The sequence below is a fragment of the Amycolatopsis magusensis genome, from assembly GCF_017875555.1.
Classification (GTDB): Bacteria; Actinomycetota; Actinomycetes; order Mycobacteriales; family Pseudonocardiaceae; genus Amycolatopsis; species Amycolatopsis magusensis.
Genome location: NZ_JAGGMS010000001.1, coordinates 2,820,304 through 2,843,496 on the forward strand (window position 1 = coordinate 2,820,304; position 23,193 = coordinate 2,843,496).

Sequence of the window (23,193 nt, forward strand, 5' to 3'; positions counted from 1 at the left end):
CTGATTGGATCACATCACCCGCCGAGCGCCACGCGGCTCCGGCCGCGGTCACCAGTGTTATTCGTCAAAGCGGTGTTGGACCGTTCGGCGCCTGGACGCGAAATGCCCGGTGTGCGGGAATTTCGGGGAAGGGGGTCAGTGCGCGAAAATGGCAGACGAAGTGCTCGACCGGCTCGGGGAGATCACCGAGGGCCGTCAGCTCGCGGTGCACGGGAAGTGGGCCGCGGTCCGGGCGCCGGGCACCCGGATCCCGTTGCAGGGCTGGAAGATCCACGTGTCGGCCCGGCCGGTGACGCTCGGGCAGACCGTCGAACTGGTGCTGCCGGTCCTGCTCGCCGCGGAATGCGAGTTCTCCGTGGTGCGCTCGGCGCGCGTGCTGCGCGAGCTGAACGCGGGTGACGCGGCCACCGGGCACGCGCTGACCGTGCACGCCGCCGACGAGGTGGCCGTCCGGCTGATCGCGGACCTGGCCACCGCGCTCACCGGACTGGCCGCCCCCGAGGTCACCGCGGCACGCCGGTTCCGGCCGGACGCCCCGGTGTACTACCGCTTCGGCTCGTTCACCCCGCAGTTCCGGGTCGACGAGTACGGCGAGTTCGAGGCGGTGGTGCGCGGGCCGGGCGGCGAGGTGGTGCCGGAGGCGGCCGGCTCCCCGCCATGGGTGCACGATCCGTTCCCCCGCACCGATCCGGTCGCCGAGACCGGGCGGATCGGCCGCTATCGCGTGGTTTCGGGGCCACACGGGAACGTCTACCGGGCCCTGGGGGTGTCCGGTGACCCCGTGGTGGTCAAACGAGCCCGCGCGTTCGTCGGGGAGGACGACGAGGGCATCGACCTGCGCTGGCAGTTGCGCAACGAACGCCGGGTGCTGCAGGCGCTCGCGGGTGTCGACGGGGTGCCGAGCCTGCTCGACCACTTCCGCATCGAGGAGAACGAGTACCTGGTCACCACCGACGCGGGGGACCGGAGCCTCGCCGAGGCGGGGCCCGTCCGCCGCGTCGGGCCGCTGGCCGCGCACCTGGTCGGCGTGCTCGACGCCGTGCACGCCCGCGGGGTGGTCGTCCGCGACCTGTCCCCGAAGAACGTGGTGCTCGGCGACCGCGGGTGCACGCTGGTCGACTTCGGCACCAGCCGCTACGACGGGTACCAGCTGCCCGGCTGGACACCCGGCTACAGCGTCCCGGACCAGTGCACCGATCGCGCGGCCGTGCCCGAGGACGACTACTTCTCCCTCGGCGCCACGCTGTTCTTCGCCGCGACCGGCCTGGACCCGGTCACCGCCGACCCCGATCCGCTGCGCAACCTCGACCGCACGCTGCTGGCCTACCGGCGCGTCGAGTCCGGCGGCCTGGTGCCGCGACTGCTCAGCCTCGATCCGGCGCAGCGCACCGCCGCGGTCGCCGACGTCCGCGCGGGCCGGCGTCGTCGTGCGCCCCAGCGGACTTCCGGCGGCCCGGAGATCACGCCGGAACTGCTCGAATCCGCGATCGACTGCACCGTGGCCGAATGCGTGCGGCACGCCGAAGAGCTGGTCGAGACCGAGCCGCTGGCCACCAACGTCTACCGCGGGACCGCCGGGATCGGCATGGAGTTGCTCCACCACTCCGGCGGGGAGGCCGTCGCGCGGGAACTGGCGCGCTGGACCGTCGAGCGCCCGCCACCGGCGCCCCCGCCGAACGGGTTGTTCTCCGGCCGCACCGGCACCGCGTTGTTCCTGGCCACCGCGGGACTGCCCCAGCCGACGCTCGAACTGGCCCCGGACGAAGGCCAGGACTACGTGCACGGCGCGGCCGGTATCGGCATCGGTCACCTGCTGCTGCAGTCCGTGGCCGAGCGCTCGGAGAACTTCACCATCGCCGACGAGTGCGCGCGCCTGCTCTTGACCGATACCGGCACCGAACGCGGGTACGCCAGGGGGCACGCCGGGATCGCCGCCTTCCTGCTCGCCCACCACCGCGCCACCGGTGATCCGGCCACCGGCTCGGCCGCCATCCGGCTGTTCGACCTGCTGCGCACCGAGGTGGCCGAGCGGACCGGGGTGCTGCGCCGCCGGACCGCGCCCGCCAGGGCCGCCACCTGGTGGGAGGGCATGGCCGGGCTCATCCCGCCGCTGCTGGCAGCCGCGCGGGCCTACGGCGACACCCGCTACCTGGACCTGGCCAAGGAGGGGGCGCGAGCCTGCCTGACCGCGGCACCACGCGTGCCGTCGGTGTGCCAGTCCCACGGCCTGGCGGGGATCGGCGAAACGCTGGTCGACGTCGCACTGGCCACCGGGGACGACGAGTTCTGGACGGGGGCCACCGGGATCGCCGAGCTGATCCTGCTCCGCTCCGGTGGCGGCTACGACAAGCCGCTGCTGCCCGGTGACGGGAGCTGGGCCGGGGGCGCCGCCGGGGTGCTCGGATTCCTGCGCAGGCTCCACGAGCGGGCCGGATCGCGGCCGTGGACCCCCGAGTGGTCGCCACCACGGGCGCTCACGCCGGGACAACCCGATCCGCGATAGCGTGTGACCCGAACCCGACACTGGGAATGTTGCGACGTTCCGGTGGGAACAATGGTTCTCCCGAGGAGGACGGAGGCGCCGATGAAGATCACGATCGACCGCGACCGCTGCTGTGGCGCGGGCCAGTGTGTGCTCGCCGCACCCGACGTGTTCGACCAGGACGACGAAGAAGGCCTGGTCATCGTGCTGCAGGAGTCGCCGGCTCCCGAGCAGCACCAGGCGGTCCGCGAAGCGGCTTCGGTCTGCCCGACCGCCACGATCGAAGTCACCGAGTGAGCGTTGTCGTTGTCGGCGCCTCGGCCGCCGGGTTCGCCACGGCCGAGGGACTCCGCCGCAACGGCTACGACGGTGCGCTCACCCTGGTGGGCGCCGAACCGGAACTGCCCTACGACCGCCCGCCGCTGTCCAAGCAGGTGCTCACCGGGGCGTGGGAGGCCGACCGCATCCGGTTGTGCCGGCCCGACAAGGCCATCGAACTCGGCCTCGACCTGCGCCTGGGCACCCCGGCGGCCGGGCTGGACCCGGCCACCAGGCACCTGGCGCTGACCGACGGCAGCGTGCTGCCCTACGAGCAGCTGGTGCTCGCCACCGGCGTCGTGCCGCGGCCGTTCCCCGGGACCGACGGCCTGCGTGGCCTGAGGATGCTGCGCACGCTCGAGGATTCCCTCGCGCTGCGTGCCGACCTGGCTCCCGGTGCCCGGCTCGTGGTGATCGGTGCGGGCTTCCTGGGCACCGAGATCGCCGCTGCCGCCCGCACGCTGGGCGCCGAGGTCTGGCTGGTCGAGCCGGAACCCGTGCCGCTCGGCATCGCCGTGGGCACGGCGGTCGGCGAGTTCGTCGCCGGACTGCACCGCGAGCAGGGCGTCCACCTGCATACCGGACCGGCCGCCGCGGTCCGCGACTTCAAGGTGAACGCGGGCACGGTCGAGGCCGTGGTGCTCGCGGACGGCACGGAACTCCGCTGCGACCTGGCGGTCGTGGCGATCGGCTCGGTGCCGGCCACCGGCTGGCTGGCCGGGTCCGGGCTCACGCTCGGTGACGGCATCGAGTGCGACGCCCACTGTTCGGCCGCACCCGGGGTGTACGCCGCCGGGGACGTGGCGTCGTGGTTCCACGAGCGGGCAGGGATCCGGGTCCGCCTGGAACACCGCACGAACGCGACCGAACAGGGCCTGTACGTGGCCAAGGCGCTGCTGGGGCAGACCGGCGAGCCGTTCACCCCGGTGCCCTACTTCTGGTCCGACCAGTATGACACCAAGATCGTCGCCTTCGGCCTGCTGCGCGGGGCGGACGAGGTCAGGGTGGTCGAGGGCGCGATCGCCGATGGTGAGTTCGTCGCCTTGTACCGCAAGGGAAACCGGCTCACCGGGGTGCTCGGGGTGCGCCGCGCCAAGTCCGTGCGCCAGTGGCGGGCGCTGCTCGCCGCCGGGTCCGGTTGGGACGAAGCGCTGGCGATCAGTCCGAAGTAGACCGTTGTCCGCAATCGGACAGCTCGTCGGCCCCTCCTTGCCCTGACCGGGCCCCGCTGGGTAATGTCAGCTTCCGCTGGTCTTTGAAAGCGCTTTCACGACGTCGTGGGAGGTAGCTGATGAGCGGAAGCCCGAGGCCCGCGCGCTGGTTGCTCACCGTGTTCACGGTGCTGCTGCTGACCGCGCCGCCCGCGCTCGCGCGGCAGGACGACCCGATCACCGACCCGTTCCCGGAGGCCCCGGCGCTCGCCGATTTCGGCCTGGTGCTCGAGGAAGTGGTCCAGATGCCGAAAACCGAGGCGGTGCCGCCGACCCCGGACGCCCGGATGCGGAGACACGCCAGGATCAACTACGTCGGTGAGATCCCCGACGGTTCCGGGCGGCTGTACGTGCCCGACCTCAACGGCAAGATGTACTTGCTGCAGAACGGCGTTCCGCAGGTGTACCTGGACGTGGGGAGCACCTTCGAACCGGACTTCTGGTCCCACCGCGGCCTCGGCAGCGGCTTCGGCTTCGTCGCCTTCGACCCCGAATTCGCCCGGAACGGCCGGTTCTACACCACCCACACCGAGGCGGACGCCGCGCTGACGACCAAGCCGCCGGACCTCTGGCCGCAGCCGAACACGGTCATCCACAGCGTGGTCACCGAGTGGACCGCCGACGATCCCACCGCACCGGTTTTCCGTGGCACCAAACGGGAAATGCTGCGGATCGGGTTCATGAGCTACATCCACGCGATCCAGCAGATCGGCTTCAACCCGGTGGCGAAGCCCGGCGCCGAGGACTACGGCCTGCTCTACCTGGCCGTCGGGGACGGCGGACGCGGCGTGAGCAGCGACGACCCGCAGAACCTGGCCGTGCCGCAGGGCAAGATCCTGCGCATCGACCCACGCGGCACCGACAGCTCGAACGGGAAGTACGGCATCCCGCCGGTGAACCCGTTCGCCGGTCAGCCCGGTGCGCTCGGCGAGATCTACGCCTACGGTTTCCGCGACCCGCACCGGTTCAGCTTCGACACCGGCGGCCGCAACCGGCTCTACGTCGGCAGCATCGGCGAGCACGAGATCGAGTCCATCTACGACGTGCGTAAAGGCGACAACCTCGGCTGGGGTGAGCGCGAAGGCCCGTTCGTGTTCAAGCGATCCGACAAGTGCAACCTCTACCCGCTGCCCGCCGACGACGCGAAGTACCGCTACACCTACCCCGTCGCCGCCTACGACCACGACCCGCCGCCCGGCCTGCCGTGCGGGGCCGACAGCGGGCACGCGGTGGCCGGTGGTTTCGTCTACCGCGGCAGTGACATCCCTGACCTGCAAGGGAAATACCTGTTCGGCGATCTCGTCGACGGTCGCATCTGGTACACCGAATCCGGCGAGATGCGGCACGGCGTCAGGAAGCTGGCCACCATGCACCAGCTGCGGTTGTTCGACACCGCGGGCACCGAGAAGACGATGGCCGACTTCGCCGGGGACAAGCGGATCGACCTGCGCTTCGGCGCCGAGGAATCCGGCGAGATGTTCATCCTGGCCAAGGCCAACGGCAAGATCTGGCGCATCGCGGGGGTGAAGCATGTCTAGGCGCGCGGTAGCGGGCGCGCTCGTGGTGCTCGGCTGCCTCTCGCTGACCACCCCGGCCTCGGCGGCCTCCGAGTACGTGCTGCCCTCGCTCGAACCGGACCTCGTCGCCTACTACGACTTCGAGCACCCGGTGCCCGGGGCTCCGGGGCGCGAGCAGGACCAGGGCTTCTCCGGCACCACGCTGGACCTGGTCAACGGCGGTGCGCAGATGCGGACGCCGGGTGGCGCCCACCCGGCCAGCGCGACGCACCTCACCACCAAGCAGGTCACACCGGACGCGCCAGGCAACGACGACTGGAAGGCCGGGCTCTACTCCCCGACCGGGGTGCCGAGCATGCGCGCGTTCAACGCCGTGCGCCAGACCACGGTGATGGGCTGGTTCCGGATGTCGGCGGACAACCCCGCACCGAACTCCAACACGCCGGCCCCCGGCGACTTCTACAACGCCGTCGGCCTCGCCGGTGTGCTGTCAGGCACATCGGACGGGCACGGGGTCCGGGCGCTCCTGGAGCTCATCCAGGTGAACGGCGAGCTGAAAGTGGTCGCGCTCGGTCGCCGACTCGACAGCGGAGCGTCACAGACCTTCGCCGCCGAGGAGGACTGGCGCAGCATCCTGCCCCCGGACGAGTGGGTCTTCCTGGCCGCGACCTTCGACTTCGGCACCGGGGAGATGGCGCTCTACCGCAACGGCAGGCCGCTGCCCGGGTCCTACGTCACCCCGGGCGACCCCTGGCAGCTCGGCGGCCCCGGCCCGCACGTCAGCTCCCCGACCGATCCGCGCGGCATCAAGATCGGCGGCAGCTTCCCGCAGGACGACCGGGAGGCGAACCCGTGCGACTGCGGGTTCGACAGCCTGATGTTCCTCGACCGCGCGGTGACCCGCTGGGAGGTGCTCTCGCAGTACCATCGCGCGGTGCGTGGGTGAGTTCGGCTCGCTCCGGCTGACACGCGGGTACCCTCTGACCGAACATATGGTCGGGGGTGCCCGCTAGTCTCGAGTGGGGTGAGTCGCCGCCGCGCGCCACCCCGCATGTCGAGATCAGGCGTGCCTCGCACGCCGTGAGCTGGGAGAACGACCCTGTGACTGCTTCTGCTGAGTCCCTGTACGGGGCAGACGACCTCACCCACCTGGAGGGTCTGGAAGCGGTCCGGAAGCGGCCCGGCATGTACATCGGGTCCACCGACAGCCGTGGTATCAACCACCTGTTCGCCGAGGTGGTGGACAACTCCACCGACGAGGGCGTGGCCGGGCACGCCACGAAGATCGTGGTCACCCTGCACGCCGACGGCAGCGTCCAGGTCGACGACGACGGCCGCGGCATCCCCACCGGCGTGCACGCCAAGTCCGGGCTGTCCGGGGTCGAGCTGGTGCTCACCCGGCTGCACGCGGGCGGCAAGTTCGGCGGGTCCGGCTACAAGACCTCCGGCGGCCTGCACGGCGTCGGCGCGTCGGCGGTGAACGCGCTGTCGCACCGGTACGACGTCACCGTCCGGCGTGACGGCAAGGTGCACCAGATGTCGTTCTCGCACGGGAAACCGGGCGTGTTCGAGGGCCCGGGCCCGAAGGCGAAGTTCACCCCGCGCTCCGGCCTGCAGGTCACCGGCAAGATGAAGCGCGGCGAGCGCACCGGCACTTCCACCCGCTACTGGTACGACGCGCGCTACTTCGAGAACGGCGCCGCGCTGGACACCGAAGGCGTGCGGAACAAGCTGCGCAACACCGCGTTCCTGGTGCCCGGGGTCACCTACGTGCTGCGCACCGCGGTGGACGACGCGATCAGCGAGGAGACCTTCCACTACCCGGACGGGCTCCGCGACATGGTCGAGTTCCTCTCGCCGGACAACGAGAAGCCGGTCTCCGGCACGCTGCTGATCACCGGTGAGGGCACCTACCGCGAGAACGCCGCCGACGAGAACGGCGTGATGCAGTCCAAAGTGGAGCGCCGCGCCGAGGTGGAGGTGGCGCTGCGCTGGGGCACCGGCTACGAGCGCACGGTGGAGTGCTTCACCAACACCATCCGCAACGTGCACGGCGGCACGCACAAGCGCGGGTTCGACCGCGCCGTGGTGAAGTCGGTCAACGAGGCGGTGTCGAAGACGCGCGGGCTGCTCAAGCCCAAGGAGGACCCGCCGACCATCGAGGACGTGCTCGAGGGCATGACCGCGGTGATCCACGTGCGCCTGCCCGAACCGCAGTTCACCTCGCAGACCAAGGACGAACTGTCCACCGCGGGCATCACGAAGGTGATCCAGGGCGTGGTGGAGCGCCACATCAAGGCGTGGACCGAGGACCGCCGCACCAAGACCGAAGCCAAGACGGTGCTGCAGAAGATCGTCGACGCCTCCCGCGTGCGACTGACCCAGAAGCAGCAGAAGGACGCCGCGCGCCGGAAAACCGCGCTCGAAGGCGCCGCCATGCCCCCGAAACTGGTCGACTGCCGCTCCACCGGCGTCTCCCGCGCGGAACTTTTTCTCGTGGAAGGCGACAGCGCCCTCGGCTCGGCGCGAATGGCCAGAGTGTCGGAATACCAAGCATTGTTGCCCCTGCGCGGCAAGATCCTCAACGTGCAGAAGGCCAGTCTCGGTGACACGTTGAAGAACGCCGAGATCGCCTCGATCGTGCAGGTGCTCGGCGCCGGTACCGGGCGCACCTTCGACCTGCCCGCGATGCGCTACGGCCGGGTCATCCTGATGGCCGACGCCGATGTGGACGGTTCGCACATCCGGACGCTGCTGATCACCCTGTTCGCCAAGTACATGCGGCCGGTGATCGAGGACGGCAGGCTCTACGCCGCGATGCCGCCGCTGCACAAGGTGGTCACCAAGGGACGCAACCCGGAGACCATCTTCACCTTCACCCAGCGCGAGATGGAGAGCACGGTGAAGCGGCTGGAGGCGGCGGGCAAGCAGATCGTCACGCCGGTGCCGCGGTTCAAGGGGCTCGGCGAGATGGACGCCGACGAGCTGTGGGAGACCACGATGAACCCGGCCACCCGCTCGGTCCGCCGGATCACCCTCGACGACGCCGAAGCCGCCGAAGCCGCGCTCGAGCTGCTGATGGGCGAGAAGGTCGAACCGCGCCGGAACTGGCTCGTCGAGTCCTCGCACCGGGTCGACCAGGAAGCCATCGACGCCTGATCCGCGTCGATCTACTAGGAGAGAAATGGCTCGCCGCAAGGGAACCACGACCAAGATCGACCCGTCGGCCTTCGACAGGGCAGGCGCGAACGTCTACGACAACCCGGTCAAGACCGAGATCGAGGACTCGTACCTCGAGTACGCCTACTCGGTCATCCATTCGCGCGCGCTGCCCGACGCGCGCGACGGGTTGAAGCCGGTGCACCGCCGCATCCTGTTCTCGATGAACGAGAACGGCTACCGGCCGACGCACGCCTACGTGAAGTCCTCGCGCGTGGTCGGCGACGTGATGGGCAAGTACCACCCGCACGGCGACACCGCGATCTACGACGCGATGGTCCGCATGGCGCAGGACTTCTCGATGAACGTGCCGCTGGTCGACGGGCACGGCAACTTCGGCAGCCCGGACGACGGCCCGGCGGCGAGCCGGTACACCGAGGCGCGGATGTCGCGTGAAGCCATGCTGCTGGTCGGCGAACTCGGCGAGGACACCGTCGACTTCCGCCCGAACTACGACGGTTCGCTGGCCGAGCCGTCGGTGCTGCCCGCGGCGTACCCGAACCTGCTGGTGAACGGGACCTCCGGGATCGCCGTCGGCATGGCGACGAACATGATCCCGCACAACATGTTCGAGGTGATCACCGCCGCGCGCTGGCTGATCAACCACCCGAACGCCACGCTCGACAAGCTGATGGAGTTCGTGCCGGGGCCGGACCTGCCCACCGGCGGCATGCTGCTGGGCCTGGACGAAGTGCGCAAGGCCTACGAGACCGGCCGCGGCGTGGTGCGCATGCGTGCCAAGGTCGAGACCGGCCCGCTGGAAGGCAGCCGCGGCCGCCAGGCGATCACCGTCACCGAACTGCCCTACGGCGTCGGCACCGAGCGGATCATCGAGAAGATCACCGACGAGGTCAACAAGTCCAAGCGGCTCACCGGCATCGCCGACGTCAAGGACCTGACCGACCGCGAGAACGGCACCCGGCTGGTGATCGAGTGCAAGGTCGGGGTGAACCCGCAGGCGCTGCTCGCCGACCTGTACCGGCTGACGCCGCTGGAGCAGTCGTTCGGCATCAACAACCTGGTGCTGGTCGACGGCCAGCCGCGCACGCTCGGGCTGAAGGCGCTGCTGGAGGTGTTCCTGGCGCACCGGTACGAGGTGGTCACCCGGCGGACGAAGTACCGCCGCCGCAAGCGCGAGGAACGGCTGCACCTGGTCGAGGGCCTGCTCAAGGCGCTGCTGAACATCGACAAGGTGATCCGGCTGATCCGGAACAGCGACAACGCGCAGGAGGCCAAGGACGGCTTGATGACGCAGTTCAAGCTGTCGGAGATCCAGGCGACCTACATCCTGGACACGCCGCTGCGCCGGCTGACCAAGTACGACCGGATCGAGCTGGAAGCCGAGCAGGACAAGCTGCGCGAGGAGATCGCGGAGCTGACCCGCATCCTCGACGACGACGCCGTGCTCAAGAAGGTGGTCTCCACCGAGCTGGGCAAGATCGCGAAGGAGTTCTCCAGCGAGCGGCGGACCGCGCTGATCGACGGTGACCTCAAGGAGGTGCTCGCCGCCTCGAAGCCGGCCGGGCCGCTGGAGGTCGCCGACGACCCGTGCCAGGTGATCCTGTCGGCCACCGGCCTGGTGGCGCGGACCGCGGCCGAGTCGGAGGAGGTCTCCGAAGGACGGCGGCGCAACGGCCGCGCCCGGCACGACGCCGTCGCGGCCGTGGTGCACTCGACCGCGCGCGGGCAGGTCCTGCTGGTCACCAGCCGGGGGCGGGCGTTCAAGACCGACGTGCTGCCGTTGCCGGTGCTGCCGGAACAGGTCGGCACGGTGTCGCTGCGCGGGGGCATGGCGGCGAGTGAACTGGTGCCGCTGGAGAAGGGCGAGCGGGTGATCGGCGTGGCGCCGCTGGGCGAGCACGCCGCCGGTTCGCCGGGTCTCGCGCTCGGCACGCGCAACGGCGTGGTCAAGATCTGCGCGCCGGAGTGGCCGGTGCGGTCCGACGAGTTCGAGGTGATCTCGCTCAAGGACGGCGACGAGGTGGTCGGCGCGACCTGGCTGACCGACGGGTCCGAGACGCTGGCCTTCCTGACGTCACAGGCCTCTTTGTTGCGGTACTCGGCTTCGCTGGTGCGGGCGCAGGGGCTCAAGAGCGGTGGCGTGGCCGGGATCAACGTGGGCGCGGACTCGCGGGTGGTGTTCTTCGCCGCGGTGCGCACGGACGACAACGAGCACGGCGAGCCCCTGGTGGTCACGGCGACCGGGCAGAGCGTGAAGGTGACCCCGTTCGAGGAGTACCCGGCGAAGGGCCGGGCCACCGCCGGTGTGCGGGCCCACCGCTTCCTGAAGGGCGAAACGGGCCTGGTCGTCGGCTGGATCGGCTCGCGCCCCGCCGGCTCCTCGAACAGCGGCTCGCCCGTCGAACTCCCCGACCCCGACCCCCGCCGAGACGGCTCCGGCGCCCCCCACCCCGGCCCCGACGTGATCGGCCACCTGATCGAACGAGGCTGACCCCCACCCTCACCTACCCAAGTGTGAGGTTCAGCCGCCCGAGTGTGCGGTTCGGATGCCTGAGTGTGCGACTCGGCTACCTGAGTGTGCGACTCGGGAGCACCCGAACCCCACACTCGTGCACCCGAACCCCACGTTCAGGCAGCCGAACCCCACGTTCGTGCACCTGAACCTCACGTTCGTGCAGCCGAAACCCACACTCGGGTGGGGGTTCCTCGTGGGGGTGACGTCACGAATGTGGCTTTCGGGACGGGGGACGTCTCGAAAGCCACATTCGTGACACCCGACGTAGGGGCTAGATGTTGTTCGCGGCGGAGGCGATGGCGGAGGCGAAGGTGCTCACCTCGGTGTAGACGCCCGGCTTCTTGGCCAGGGCACAACCCTCGCCCCAGCTGACGATGCCGACCTGGATCCAGGCGTTGTTGTTGTCGCGGCGGAACATCGGGCCGCCCGAGTCGCCCTGGCAGGTGTCGGTGCCACCGGTGGCCCACACGCCGGCGCAGATCTCGGCGGCGTCGATCAGGCCGGAGTAGCTGCCACCGGCCGAGCGGCACTGGGTGTCGCTGATGAACGGGACCTTGGCCTTGAGCAGGTACCGCTGCTGCGCCCCGCCCTGGGTGGCGGCGCCCCAGCCGGCGACGTCGAAGGTGCCGCTGTTGTACGAGGCGGTGGTCGCGATCGGCAGCAGCGGGATGTTGTTCACCGGCGAGGCCAGCTTGATCAGCGCCCAGTCACCACCGGTGGACGTCGGGTACGTTGGCGAGCGGTACACGTAGGTGGACTTCACCTTGATGGCGCTGGAGCTCTGCAGGTCCACCACACCGAGCGTCGCGGTGATGCTGGTGTTGGCGCCCGTCCGGCTGACGCAGTGCGCCGCGGTCAGCACCACGTTCGGCTTGTACAGCGCCCCGCCGCAGCCCATGGAGAGCCGCACCATCCACGGGAACTCACCCTGCGCCGCCTTGGTGCCGCCGACCACGGTCGGTTGCACGCCGCCGTCCGGCGTGGGGGGCGAGGCGACCGCCGGCGCGGTGGCGAGGCCGATCGCCGTCGCGGCCCCGGCCACGACGATCGCGGACTTTTTGAGCAGACTGGCCCACCTGCTGGTCTTCATTCGGGCGTTCCTTCCGGTGACCGCTGGAAGCGGGGAGGGGGAGGAGAAGTGTGACCGGTTGACTACAGCAGAATTGATTCCCCGGAAGTACCGACTTTCCGGTGGTTTTTTCCCGGTAACGTACCCACTACGCCTTGTGGGTGACCAACCTGGGTCAACAGGCCAGGTCAGACGGGCTTAAGGGCGGCTTCAGCGGCGTGCCTAGGATGCCGCGGGCCGTGGGTTTCGGGCGCGTTAAAACTGTGAAAGACCCGTGGTTGACACCCGCGAAGATTCATTAGCGCCCGAAATGATCGGTTACGCGCAAGCCGTGGCGAGCGCGCGGATTCGCGTGGTTTCGCCGGACGCGAGCCACACCAGGCCCCAGTGCACGGCCGGTGCGTCCCGGAACGGGAGGAAGCGCAGCGACGGCCTGCCGAAGTAGTCGGCGGCGTGCGCGGCCAGCGGGCAGATGCCCGCGCCGGTCGCCACCGCGGAGAGCAGTTCCTGGAAGGTGGCCACCGGCTCCCCGCGGCGCACGGGGTGGCCGTCCGGGGTGTACCAGGGCTCGTCCTGCCAGTAGGGCGCGGGCGGGTGCGCGGCCCGCAGCACGGTGTCGCGGGCCAGGTCCGACAGGGTCACGAACTCCCGGGAAGCGAAGGGGTGCCGCGACGAGACCGCCAGCACCATCTGTTCACTGTAGACGGTCGGGCCGGTGACCACGCCGGGTTCGTCGGCCGGGAGCAGGGTGATCAGCGCGTCCACCTCGCCGTGCCGCAGCTTGGCGAACGGATCGGTGAAGTCGGCCTCCCGGATCTGCACCTCGCACTCCGGATTCCCGGTGCGGAAGGTGTCCAAAGTAGACGTGATCAGATCCGCCACGCCGGGAGCTTCGAAACCCAGTCGCAGCACGCCGGTGACCCCTCGCCCGGCGGCCTTCGCGCGGGCCAGACCCTCTTCGATGCGGCGGTACGCGGGCCGCAGGTCGCTGTGCAGCCGGGCGCCGATCGGCGTCAGCGCCACCCGGCGGCTGGTCCGCTCGAACAGCGGCGCGCCGATCTGCCGCTCCGCCTTCCGGATCGACTGGCTGACCCGCGCCTGCGACACCCGCAGCCGCTCAGCCGTCCGCCCGAAGTGCAGTTCCTCGGCCAGCGTCAGGAAGATCTCGATCTCGCGCAGCTCCACGGGGCGATCATAGGAGCGAGCCGCTCACAGTGAGACGATCCGGCCGAGGGCCAGCCGGGCGGTGAGCAGGCTGCTGAGCACCTTGCCCGGCCCGCGGCGCGGCAGGTCGGCGAGCCGCGGAGCCAGTCGTGGCAGTTCCCGGTGCCTGCCGCCGACGACGATCCGCGCGGCGGTCAGCGCCGCGAGCCGGTGCGTGTCGAGTGCACTGTGTCCAGTTCCGGCCAGCGGCACTAGCACGCCGTCCGGCGCCAGCGCGGCGACGCGCTGGGCGATCGCACGCGGCGTGCGGATGTCGTGGTCGCCGGAGAGCACCGCCACCGGCCAGTGGAACCGGCGCAGCGCGTTGGTCAGGTCGAACGGTTCCCCGCGGAACGGCGGGTACGCCGCCGCGAGGTCGCCGAAGTAGAGGTTCACGTCGAGCGGCCTGCCGTCGGGCTTCGGCGCGAAGCCGAGTTCGGCGAAGGCGATCACGCCGACCAGGTCGAACTCCATCACGAACCGCTTGATCTCGGCCGTCTCCAGTTCGCCGAGCCCGATCAGCCACCGCCACACACGGTCGCCACGGCCACTGGCCATCAACCGCAGCAGCCGGTCGACCTGCCGCGGCCCGCCGAACTCGTGCACCACCTGGAGCACCTGCCCGGTCTCCTCGGCCGCGACCACCCCGGACTCGATCAGCCCGGCGAGCGGGCCGTCCAGGTACAGCTCGCGCAACGCGGTCCGCTGGGCGTGGTCGTCGTGCGCCGACAGCATCGGCGAGTCGAGCACCATCGACTGCACCCGGCCCGGGTGCCGCACGCCGAGCCCCTGCGCGAGGTAGGTCCCGTACGACGAACCGTAGACCACCGCGCGTCGCACCCCGCAGTCGTCGAGCACGGCGGCCAGGTCGTCGACCACCTGCTCGACGGTCAGCGCGGAGAACGGCAGGTCGGCGCCGTCGTCGTCGGTGCGCGACAGCCCGACTCCGCGGTGCTCGACCATCACCACGTCGAGGCCGCGAGCCGCGGCGTCCCTGCGCAGGTGGTGGTACGGCAGGACCGACGCCAGCCCCGGCCCGCCCGGGATGATCAGCAGCGGGCAGTCACCCGGCGGCCCGGCCCGGACGTAGTGCAGGTCGAACGATCGCCCGTCACCGACGGGACGGCGCAACCGGCGCACCCCCGGCATCGCGGCGACCCGGGTGCGCAGGGCAGCGCCCTTGATCATCGTCGACCTCCCGCGGTCGAACATAGCAAGGGTCGAACATAGCAAGGGCAGCGCTGGTTACCGCAGCAGCGCGAGCACCTGCGCGGCCATCGCCGCCGGATCGCCGTCCTCCGGCCGGAGGACCAGCTCGGGTTCGGCCGGGGCCTCGTACGGGTCGTCGATACCGGTGAAACCGCTGATCAGGCCCGCGCGGGCCTTGGCGTACATGCCCTTCGGGTCGCGGTCCTCGCAGATTTCCAGCGGGGTGTCGACGAAGACCTCCAGGAACGGCAGTTCGGCCAGTTCGTGCGCGGCACGCACCTTCGCCCGGTCGGCGGTGTACGGGCTGATCAGCGACACCACGGCGACCACCCCGGCGTCGGCGAACAGCTTCGCCACCTCACCCGCGCGCCGCACGTTCTCCGCGCGGTCCTCGGCGCTGAACCCGAGACCGGCGTTGATGCCGGTCCGCAGGTTGTCACCGTCGAGCAGGTAGGCGGGACGGCCGGCGTTGATCAGCTGCCGTTCGAGCTCCACCGCCACGGTGGACTTGCCGGAGCCGGACAGCCCGGTCAGCCAGATCGTCGCGCCACGCGTGCCGCGTTCCTCCCTGGCGACCGCGGTGGCCTGCCAGACCACGTCCGCCGTGCCACCCGGCGCCAGGATCGTGCCCGCGGCGACGGTGGCGCCGGACTGCTCGTCGATCAGGATGAAGCCGCCGGTGGCGCGGTTGCGGCGGTACTCGTCGAAGAACAGCGGCTCCTGCGTGCGCAGGCTGATCCGGCCGATCTCGTTGAGGGACAGGGAATCCGCGTGTTCCTCGCGGTGCAGCGTGGTGATGTCCAGGCGGTAGTCCACCGAGCGCACGAGTGCCCTGGTGCTGCGGGTGGTGTGCCGGATGACGTACTTCGTGCCCTCGGTGAGCTCGGCGCGGTCGGCCAGCCAGCAGACCATCGCGTCCAGCTCCTGGCTCACGTGCGGCTGGTTGCGCGGGCGGCAGATCAGGTCACCGCGGCCGACGTCGAGCTGCCCGTCGAGTTGCACGGTCACCGCCTGCGGTGGGAAAGCCTCGGTCAGCGGTTCACCGCCGGGGCCGGAGATCGCCGTGATGGTGGTCCTCGTGCGCGACGGCAGCACGAGCACCTCGTCACCGGGTTTGAAGACCCCGCCCGCGATCGTGCCCGCGTAACCCCGGAAGTAGCCGGTTTCCTGCTGGCGCTTGATCACGTACTGCACCGGCAGCCGGGCGTCGATCAGGTTCCGATCCGAGGCGACGTGCACCTCTTCGAGTTGGTGCAGCAGGGAAGTGCCTTCGTACCAGGGCATCGCCGTGCCGCGGTGCACCACGTTGTCGCCGGTGAGCGCGGACAGCGGGATGAAGGTGAGGTCGTGCACGTCGAGTTTGGTGGCGAACCGGCCGAATTCGGTACGCAGTTCGTCGAACCGCTCACGCGACCAGCCGACCAGGTCCATTTTGTTCACACACAGCACGAGGTGCGGAATTCCCAGCAGTGAAGCCAGGAACGCGTGCCGCCGCGACTGCTCGACGATGCCTTTCCGGGCGTCGACCAGGATCAGCGCGAGGTCCGCGGTGGACGCGCCGGTGACCATGTTGCGGGTGTACTGGATGTGGCCCGGGGTGTCCGCGATGATGAACTTCCGCCGTGGCGTGGCGAAGTACCGGTGCGCGACGTCGATGGTGATGCCCTGTTCGCGTTCCGCGCGCAGGCCGTCGGTGAGCAGCGCCAGGTTCGGCTGTTCCTCGCCGCGTTCGCGGCTGGTGCGTTCGACCGCGGCGAGCTGGTCGGTGAACAAGGCCTTGGAGTCGAACAGCAGCCGCCCGATGAGCGTGGACTTGCCGTCGTCCACGCTGCCCGCGGTCGCGATGCGGAGCAGTTCGGTACTCATCAGAAGTACCCCTCCCGCTTGCGGTCTTCCATGCCTGCCTCGGAAATCCGGTCGTCGGCGCGGGTGGCACCGCGTTCGGTGACGCGGCTGGCGGCCACTTCGGCGACCACCGCCTCGGGGGTCGCGGCGGTGGAGGCCACGCAGCCGGTGCAGGTCGCGTCGCCGACCGTGCGGAAGCGGACCAGTGCTTCGTACGGTTGCTCGTCCGGGTTCGGGCTCAGGTGCGGGTTGACCGCGAGGAGCATGCCGTCACGCTGGAAGATCGTGCGCCGGTGCGCGTAGTAGAGCGGCGGCAGTTCGAGCTGCTCGTCGGCGATGTACTGCCAGATGTCCAGTTCGGTCCAGTTGGACAGGGGGAACACGCGGATGTGCTCGCCGCGTCGATGCCTGCCGTTGTAGAGGTTCCACAGCTCGGGGCGCTGGTTGCGGGGGTCCCACTGGCCGAATTCGTCGCGGAAGCTGAACACGCGTTCCTTCGCGCGGGCCTTCTCTTCGTCACGGCGGGCGCCGCCGAACACCGCGTCGTACCGGTTCTCGGCGATCGCGCGCAGGAGGGTCGTGGTCTGCAGGCGGTTGCGGCTGGGCTCGTCCGCGATGCGCCCGGCGTCGATGTCGTCCTGCACCTTGGCCACGGTCAGCCGCACGCCGAGCTCGGCCGTGGTGCGATCGCGGAACTCGAGCACCTCGGCGAAGTTGTGCCCGGTGTCCACGTGCAGCACGCCGAAGGGGAGCGGGGCGGGCCAGAACGCGCGGGTCGCCAGGTGCAGCATGACCACGGAGTCCTTGCCACCGGAGAACAGCAGCACCGGCCGCTCGAAGGTGGCCGCCACCTCGCGGATGATGTGCACCGCTTCGGCTTCGAGGGCGCGCAGGTGGGTGAGCTGGTAGGTGCTCGCCGCCATCGGCCCACGCTCCTCCGCGTTCGGTAGAACGTGTTCTAATTTGCCATCCGGCCGGTGGCTGGGTCAATGGCCGATCCTCAGCGCACCCCCCTCGGGCGGAACTGGATGCTGATGCGCGGCCCCACCGCTTTGCTCGTCTTCGGGATGGCGTGCTCCCAGGTGCGCTGGCACGAACCACCCATCACGATCAGGTCGCCGTGGCCCAGCGGGAGCTTGACCGACTCGCCGCCGCCGCGAGGTCGCAGGGCCAGGGTGCGCGGCGCCCCGACGGAGATGATCGCGACCATGGTGTCCTCGCTGCTGCCGCGGCCGATGGTGTCGCCGTGCCAGGCGACGCTGTCCTGGCCGTCCCGGTAGTAACACAGCCCCGCCGTGCGGAAGGGCTCGCCGAGTTCGGTGGCGTAGTGCGCGCTCAACCGCCGCCGCGCCTCGGTGAGCACGGCGTGCGGCAACGGCTGGGACTCCTCGTAGAAGCACAGCAACCGCGGTACGTCGACGATGCGCTCGTACATCCAGCGCTGCTCGCCGTACCACGGCACCTCGTGTACCAGGCGTTCGAACAACTCGCTCGCCCCGGTGAGCCAGCCGGGCAGCACGTCGATCCAGGCGCCGTCGCCCAGCGTGGTGCGCTCGATGGCATCGAGCGGGCGCAGGCCGACCTCCGCCCCGGTGTCGAACAGGGAACCCTGCAGCTCTGTGGACATGCCTCCGACCCTACACGATGATCGAACACCTGTTCTACTCGCCGAGCCGGTATCCCACGTTCCGCACGGTGTGGATCAGGGGCGGCTCGCGCAGCTTGCGCCGCAGTTGCCCGATCACCACGTCCAGCACGTTCGACGCCGGATTCGCCATTTCGTCCCACGCCGTCCGGATCAGCTCGGCCCGCGGCACCGGTTCCCCCTCGGCGGCGAGCAGCAGTCGCAGCACGGTGAACTGCGTGCGGGTCAGGGTGAGCAGGACCCCGCCGCGGCGCACTTCGCGGCGGCCGGTGTCCAGTTCCAGGTCGGCGTGCCGCAGCACCGGTGGCGGGCCGGCGCCCATGCGGCGGCACAGGCTGCCGACCCGCGCCACCAGTTCCGGCACGGCGAACGGCTTGACCAGGTAGTCGTCCCCGCCGTCGCGCAGCCCCGCGATCCGCTCGGAGACCGCGTCGAGCGCGGTCAGGAACAGCACCGGCACCGCCCAGCCGCCCTGCCGCCGCGCCCGCACGTAGGACAGCGAATCGCCGCCGGGCAGCATCCGGTCGAAGACCACGCAGTCGTAGGAATTGACGAACAGCGCCTCGTCCGCCGGCGGGAGATCGGCCACCGCGTCGACCGCGAAACCGCTGCCGCGCAAGGCCGCCGCCACCGCTACCCGGATGTCCTCATCGTCCTCGACCACCAGCACACGCACTCACCGATGCTACGGGAGCGGGTCCCGGCGAGCCGGGTGGCAGCCAGCCGCGGTCCGCCGCCCGTGCCCCCGCCTGGAACCGGCTGCGGGCCCCGAGTCGCAGCATCAGGTCGGCCGCGGTCCGGCGCACGGTCCGCACCGAGATGCCGAGCCGCAGCGCCGCCGATTCGTCGGTGCTGCCCCTGGACAGCAGCGCCAGCAGTTCCCGTTCGCGTTCGGTCGGCAGTTCTTCCCCGCGCAGCGCGGAAACCGCCCAGATCCGCTCGAACAGCCCGACCGTCGTGCTGACCACCCCGGGTAGCTCGAACACCGCGAACCCGTTGCGTTCAGCGGGAAGCACGGCGAACCCGCGGTCCACGACGATCGCGTCCGACGGCACTTCGGGCGCCGTGCGGATTTCCGCGTTGCCGGGCAGGGGGAATTCGCCGGGGCAGAGCACCCGGTAGGCGACGCCGCGCCGCAGGTTGTGCCGGTCGACCTCGCGCGGGCGCGCCAGCGCGAGCGAACCGGTGCTCATCACCAGCACCTCGGCGGTGGCCGAAGCCAGCAGGCCGGTCAGTTCCCGGTGCCCCCGGGTCAGGATGGCGACCCCCATCACGCCACCCTGGCCGGGAGCCCGGCGGCGGCCACCGAGCGGACCGCCGGGTGGCAGGCGTAGACCTCGCCCGCGCGCGGGTCGACGAGGTGCCGGTCGGCCAGCGATTCCAGCGCCCGCACCGCGTCCGCGCGGCTCAGTCCCGCCAGCTTCGCGGCCAGCTGCACGTCCAGTTCGGCGTACCGCCCGAGCCCGGCGAACAGCCGTCGCTCGGGTTCGGCCAGCCGACGGCAGGACGGTTCGAGCAGTTCGGCCATGCCCGGCAGGGGTTCGGCGGCCAGTCGCGTGACCAGCCTGCCGACGGTCCATAGTGGACGCGATCGCAGCCGGGCCGCGGCAGCGCGCAACGCGGCGGGCAGGCCCCCGCACAACCCGACGAGTTCCGCCACCGCCGCGGGTTCCGCGTCCGAGCGCCAATCGCCGACACCGGTGCGGAACATCTCCGCCGCGGACCACGCATCGAGCGGCGCGAGGGTCAGCCCGCGGGCGCCTTCGACCGCCAGAGCCCGGTTCCGCGTGGTCACCAGCACCAGGCAGCCGCCCGTGCCCGGCAGCAGCGGCACGACCTGGGCCGCCTCCGCCGCGTCGTCGAGCACCAGCAACACCTTCCTCCCGGCCAGTTCCCCGCGCCACAACGCCGCGCGTTCGTCCAACTCGGCCGGGATGGCCGAGTCGGGCACACCGGCCGCGCGGAGCAACCGGGCCAGCGCGTCCTCCGGAGACAGTGGCGCGTTGCGTGCCCGCAGGTCGACGAACAGCCGGGCGTCCGGGTAGTCGTCGGAGACCTCGTGCGCGAACCGCACGGCCAGCGCGGTCTTCCCCACGCCCGCCATGCCGTCCACCACCAGCACGGGCACCGGCCCGCCGGTCCGCCGCTGTGCCCGCAGGGAGTCCAGTTCGGCTTCGCGCCCGGTCAATGTCGGCAGGTCCCGCGGCAGGTCACAGCAGCGGCGACGGCCACCGGGCTCCAGCGCCTCGGTGAACGCGGCGTTCAACTCGGGTCCCGGCTCGATGCCCAACTCCGCGGACAGCAGCGTGCGTGCCCGGCCGAAGGCGGTGATGGCCTCGTCGCGCCTGCCCGCCCGGTGCAGCACGCGCACCAGCCGCGCCCAGGCAGCCTCGCGCAACGGGTTCTCGTCGGTCAGTTCGTGCAGGAGCGCGATGGCGTCCTCGAAGCGGTTCGCGGCCTGCCAGGCGTCGGCGAGGCCGAGCCGGAGTTCGAACCGCAGGTCTTCGAGCCGGGCGAGCACCGGATCGGCGAAGTCCGCCTCCAGTCCGTCGAACGGACGACCGCGCCAGCGAGCCAATGCCTCGGTGTACAACTGCGCCGCCTGCAAAGCGTCACCAGCGGCCAAAGCCCGCCGGGCCGCCGGGACCGCGGCCGCCACCAGGTCGGTTTCGAGTTCGCCCTGCTCGACGCGCAGCCGGTAGGCACCGGGCCTGCTCTCGATCCGGTCGCCGGGCAGCACCCGCCGCAGTTGCCAGATGTAGGTCTTCAGGTTCGCCTCGGCCGACGCGGGCGCGGCCTGTTCATGCCAGGTCGCGCCGATCAGCTGAGCCACACTGGTCCAGCCGTTAGGGTTCAGCAGCAGGGCGGCCAGCACCCTGGTGGGTTTCCTGGCCCCCAGTTCGAGCACGGCCCCCGCCGGCGTTCGTGCCTCGAGCGGACCGAGCACCCGGAACAGCACGCCGCACCTCCTCGTTCGATGATCTGCGGCCCACCTTCCAGCAGCACACATGAGGATTCGATGACAATGCGGGTCATGGTGGTCGAGGACGACGAGGACCTCCGCGTGGCGATCTCGGCCGAGCTGCGGGCCGCCGGGCTCGAGGTGCGCACCGCCGCCGACCTGGCCGGCGCCGTCCGGGTGGCGGGACCGCTGGCCTGCGCGGTGTACGACCGGATGCTGCCCGACGGCGACGCGATCACCCACGTGCACCGGCGGCGGCAGGCGGGCTGGGCGGTGCCGGTGCTGTTCCTGACCGCCCGCGACACGCTCGCCGACCGGGTCGACGGCTTCGCCCACGGCGGCGACGACTACCTGGTCAAGCCGTTCGCGCCGGAGGAACTGACCGCCCGCGTGCTGGCGCTGTGCCGCCGCGCGGGAGCCGGGCGCCCGTCGGTGCTGCGGCACGCGGATCTCGAAGTGGACTGCGCTCGCCGCGAGGTCCGCCGGGGCGGGGTGCTGCTCACCCTCAGCAGCCGCGAATTCGCCGTGCTCGAATACCTCGCGGCCCACCCGGACCAGGCGGTGCCGCGGGCCGACCTCCTGGAACACTGCTGGGACGCCGAGGCCGACCCGATGTCCAACGTGGTCGACGTGGTGATCGGGCGGCTGCGGCGCAAACTGCGTGCACCCGAGCTGATCCACACCGTCCGCGGGCACGGCTACCGGCTGGCGGCCTCGTGAAGAGCCCGTCCGCCGAGCGACTCCGGCGCCTGCGCCTCCTGCTTACCCTGCTGTTCACCACGCTCAACGCGGCCGGGCTGATCCTGCTCGCCTGGCTGGTCGTGCAGCTCGACAGCGCGCACGGCGAGCGCACGCTGGACGGCGAACTGAACCGCGTCACCTCCACCGCTTCGCGGGTGGTGCAGTACGGCGATTCGATCATCACCGACTACATCAGCAAGGACGTGCTGAACGACGGGTGCCCGCAGTTCGCCGTGCTGCCCGGTGGCGCGGCACCATTCGAGCCGTTCTACAGCGCACGCGTCTGTGCCGAAGTGGACCGGGGTGAGCTGGACCGCTTCGCCACCCAGGCGGTCAGGGAGAACCTCGCGCTGTCGACCTACTTCAACGACGGCGGGGTGCGCGTGCGGGCGGAACCGCTGCGCAACGAGTTCGCCCAGAACGTCGGCGCGGTGGTCGCCTGGGTGGACACCGCGCAGGTCGACGCCCAGCACCAACGCCTGGTGATCGGGGTGATCGCGGGCAGCGCGGTGCTGGTGGCGGCGGTCGCGCTGGCCGGGCACGCGTTGTCCGGGCGGGCGATCCGGCCCGCCGCGGCGGCGCTCGAACAGCAGGAAGTGCTGCTCGCCGAGACCGCGCACGATCTCCGCACGCCTGTCGCCGCGCTCCGGGCACTGGCCGAAACCGCGTTGCGGCACCCCGACCAGCGCGCGGAACTGCTGCCGCGCACGGTCCGGCTGGCCGGGCGGATGGGCGGCATCATCGACGGCCTGCTGGTCCGGGCGCGGCTGGCGGCCGGGGTGGAGCAGCTGGCGGTCCAGCCGGTCTGGCTGGACCAGCTGGTCACCGGGCTGGTCGAGGAACTCCCGCAGGACGGCGCCCGGGTCACCGTCACCGCGGCGGCGACCAAGGTCTCGGCCGATCCGGCGCTGCTGCAACGGGCGATCGGCAACCTGCTGGACAACGCCCTGCGGTACGGGCGCCTGCCGGACCAGCCGGCGATCGTGCACGTCACCGTCGCGGGCGGCCGGGTCACCGTCGCCGACCACGGGCCCGGCATCGACGCGGCGCTGGCGGAGGAGGCCTTCGACCGGTTCGCCAGCGCGGGCGGTTCGTCCGGGCTGGGCCTGCCGATCGTCGCGTGGGTGGCGCAGGCGCACGGCGGCACGCTCGGCGTCTACAACGCGGAAGAAGGCGGCGCGATCTTCGAACTGAGCCTGCCGGTGCTCCGGGACTGAGCCGCCCTGCCGGGTGAAGTGCGTCTCTTCGGCGAGCGGGGAAACGAATGTACCGGTAATGGATCGTCACTGGACCGGT

Annotated in this window: 17 protein-coding genes and 1 pseudogene; 9 read left to right on the forward strand and 9 right to left on the reverse strand. The window is 70.9% G+C overall.

Annotated elements, in window-relative coordinates; translation table 11 throughout:
• Positions 1-148: 148 nt before the first annotated feature.
• The 7 genes from JOM49_RS13100 to JOM49_RS13130 all read left to right on the forward strand — a co-directional run bounded on the left by JOM49_RS13100 (position 149) and on the right by JOM49_RS13130 (position 11,199).
• Entirely contained in the window at positions 149-2,503 is a 2,355-nt protein-coding gene (locus tag JOM49_RS13100) for a class III lanthionine synthetase LanKC N-terminal domain-containing protein (protein ID WP_209664566.1), read from the forward strand.
• Between the two features lie 81 nt (positions 2,504-2,584).
• Complete coding sequence (locus JOM49_RS13105; RefSeq protein ID WP_209664567.1) at positions 2,585-2,779, forward strand: ferredoxin; 195 nt, start codon at positions 2,585-2,587, stop codon at positions 2,777-2,779.
• Positions 2,776-3,972 carry an NAD(P)/FAD-dependent oxidoreductase gene (locus tag JOM49_RS13110; protein ID WP_209664568.1) on the forward strand — a complete coding sequence of 399 codons (1,197 nt, stop codon included), beginning with the start codon at positions 2,776-2,778 and terminating at the stop codon, positions 3,970-3,972. The genes JOM49_RS13105 and JOM49_RS13110 overlap by 4 nt, the downstream gene beginning before the upstream one ends.
• A 119-nt stretch (positions 3,973-4,091) precedes the next feature.
• Positions 4,092-5,549, forward strand: coding sequence for a PQQ-dependent sugar dehydrogenase (locus tag JOM49_RS13115; protein WP_209664569.1), 1,458 nt, complete (start codon positions 4,092-4,094; stop codon positions 5,547-5,549).
• The gene (locus JOM49_RS13120; protein ID WP_209664570.1) at positions 5,542-6,474 is read left to right on the forward strand and encodes a LamG-like jellyroll fold domain-containing protein; all 933 of its coding nucleotides are present in this window, start codon (positions 5,542-5,544) and stop codon (positions 6,472-6,474) included. The genes JOM49_RS13115 and JOM49_RS13120 overlap by 8 nt, the downstream gene beginning before the upstream one ends.
• 155 nt (positions 6,475-6,629) lie before the next feature.
• Positions 6,630-8,687, forward strand: a complete 2,058-nt coding sequence (locus JOM49_RS13125; protein ID WP_209664571.1) for a DNA gyrase/topoisomerase IV subunit B — start codon at positions 6,630-6,632, stop codon at positions 8,685-8,687.
• Between the two features lie 25 nt (positions 8,688-8,712).
• Positions 8,713-11,199: a DNA gyrase/topoisomerase IV subunit A gene (locus tag JOM49_RS13130; protein ID WP_209664572.1), complete on the forward strand. Its 2,487-nt coding sequence runs from the start codon at positions 8,713-8,715 to the stop codon at positions 11,197-11,199.
• A 295-nt stretch (positions 11,200-11,494) separates the two neighbouring features.
• Here JOM49_RS13130 and JOM49_RS13135 read toward each other — a convergent pair whose 3' ends face one another.
• From JOM49_RS13135 to JOM49_RS13175, 9 genes and pseudogenes are all read right to left on the reverse strand, one after another.
• Positions 11,495-12,313 (reverse strand): S1 family peptidase, encoded by an 819-nt coding sequence (locus tag JOM49_RS13135; RefSeq protein ID WP_209664573.1) that lies wholly within the window; start codon positions 12,311-12,313, stop codon positions 11,495-11,497.
• 297 nt (positions 12,314-12,610) lie between these two features.
• Complete coding sequence (locus tag JOM49_RS13140; RefSeq protein WP_209664574.1) at positions 12,611-13,477, reverse strand: LysR family transcriptional regulator; 867 nt, start codon at positions 13,475-13,477, stop codon at positions 12,611-12,613.
• A 24-nt stretch (positions 13,478-13,501) separates the two neighbouring features.
• Entirely contained in the window at positions 13,502-14,683 is a 1,182-nt protein-coding gene (locus tag JOM49_RS13145; protein WP_209664575.1) for an alpha/beta hydrolase, read from the reverse strand.
• A 57-nt stretch (positions 14,684-14,740) separates the two neighbouring features.
• Complete coding sequence (cysC, locus tag JOM49_RS13150; protein WP_209664576.1) at positions 14,741-16,570, reverse strand: adenylyl-sulfate kinase; 1,830 nt, start codon at positions 16,568-16,570, stop codon at positions 14,741-14,743.
• Positions 16,570-17,535, reverse strand: a pseudogene (cysD, locus tag JOM49_RS13155) (sulfate adenylyltransferase subunit CysD); the annotation flags it as partial. The gene cysC and the pseudogene cysD, both read right to left, overlap by 1 nt.
• 14 nt (positions 17,536-17,549) lie before the next feature.
• Positions 17,550-18,176, reverse strand: coding sequence for an alpha-ketoglutarate-dependent dioxygenase AlkB (locus JOM49_RS13160; protein ID WP_209664578.1), 627 nt, complete (start codon positions 18,174-18,176; stop codon positions 17,550-17,552).
• Between the two features lie 34 nt (positions 18,177-18,210).
• On the reverse strand, positions 18,211-18,870 hold the full coding sequence (locus JOM49_RS13165; protein ID WP_209664579.1) for a response regulator transcription factor: 660 nt from the start codon (positions 18,868-18,870) through the stop codon (positions 18,211-18,213).
• A complete protein-coding gene (locus JOM49_RS13170; RefSeq protein WP_209664580.1) occupies positions 18,842-19,465 on the reverse strand; it encodes a helix-turn-helix transcriptional regulator in 624 nt (207 codons plus the stop codon). The genes JOM49_RS13165 and JOM49_RS13170 overlap by 29 nt, the downstream gene beginning before the upstream one ends.
• Complete coding sequence (locus JOM49_RS13175) at positions 19,465-21,153, reverse strand: AfsR/SARP family transcriptional regulator (protein WP_209664581.1); 1,689 nt, start codon at positions 21,151-21,153, stop codon at positions 19,465-19,467. The genes JOM49_RS13170 and JOM49_RS13175 overlap by 1 nt, the downstream gene beginning before the upstream one ends.
• Before the next feature lie 66 nt (positions 21,154-21,219).
• On the opposite strand from JOM49_RS13175, the gene JOM49_RS13180 reads away from it, so the two are divergent.
• Positions 21,220-21,876 carry a response regulator transcription factor gene (locus tag JOM49_RS13180; protein WP_372444216.1) on the forward strand — a complete coding sequence of 219 codons (657 nt, stop codon included), beginning with the start codon at positions 21,220-21,222 and terminating at the stop codon, positions 21,874-21,876.
• The gene (locus JOM49_RS13185) at positions 21,873-23,114 is read left to right on the forward strand and encodes a sensor histidine kinase (RefSeq protein ID WP_209664583.1); all 1,242 of its coding nucleotides are present in this window, start codon (positions 21,873-21,875) and stop codon (positions 23,112-23,114) included. Before JOM49_RS13180 ends, JOM49_RS13185 begins: the two co-directional genes overlap by 4 nt.
• The last annotated feature ends 79 nt before the right edge of the window (positions 23,115-23,193 follow it).